This is a genomic window from Burkholderia sp. A9, assembly GCF_000801975.1.
Map to the genome: position 1 here is coordinate 1 of NZ_JSZN01000072.1, position 912 is coordinate 912.

Below are 912 nucleotides of genomic sequence, written 5' to 3' on the forward strand. Positions count from 1 at the left end.
TACAGCTCGATCCTCGTCGGGCTGCAGGTGCCGCAGGCCGATCGCGCCGAGTTCGAACGCTTCCTTGCGGCGCTCGGCTATCCGTATGTCGAAGAGAGCGCCAATCCGGCTTACCGCCTCTTCCTGTCGTAAAGGCATCACGCAATGAATCCCGAACATTCCCCGCTCGGCAAGGCCACCGTCTACGCAGCGCAGTACGACGCGTCGCTGCTGTTCCCGATCCCGCGCGCCGGGGCGCGCGAGCAGCTCGGCATCACGTCGGCGCTGCCGTTCTTCGGCACCGACATCTGGAACGCGTACGAGCTGTCGTGGCTCAACGCGCGCGGCAAGCCGCAGCTCGCGGTCGCGACGTTCTTCGTGCCGGCCGAATCGCCGAACATCGTCGAATCGAAGTCGTTCAAGCTGTATCTGGGCGCGTTCGCGCAATCGAAGTTCGACTCGGTCGACGCGGTACGCGACGTGCTGAAGCGCGACATCTCGGCCGCGTGCGGCGCGAGCGTGTCGGTGCAGCTCGTGTCGCCGCATGATTTCGGCAAGCTCCAGATGGAAGAGCTCGACGGGCTGTCGCTCGACCGGCTCGACCTCGACACCGACGTGTACGAACCCGATCCGTCGCTGCTGTCGGCCGCCGACGCCGAAGACGAAGCGCCGGTCGAGGAGACGCTCGTGTCCGACCTGCTGCGCTCGAACTGCCCGGTCACCGGCCAGCCCGACTGGGGCAGCGTGCAGATTCACTACGTCGGGCCGCAGATCGATCACGCGGGGCTGCTGCGCTACATCATCTCGTTCCGCAATCACACGGGCTTTCACGAGCAGTGCGTCGAGCGGATCTTCCTCGACATCCTGCACGCTTGCAAACCGGTGAAGCTCGCGGTGTATGCGCGTTACACGCGCCGCGGCGGGCTCGACATC

1 protein-coding gene and 1 pseudogene are annotated in these 912 nt (G+C 65.7%); both read left to right on the forward strand.

The window, feature by feature from the left end; all coding sequences use genetic code 11:
- Positions 1–132, forward strand: a pseudogene (locus tag PI86_RS16725) (threonine dehydratase); the annotation flags it as partial.
- Positions 133–144: 12 nt separating this feature from the next.
- On the forward strand, positions 145–912 hold a 768-nt coding region (gene queF / locus PI86_RS15465), incomplete at its 3' end, for an NADPH-dependent 7-cyano-7-deazaguanine reductase QueF (protein WP_039324338.1).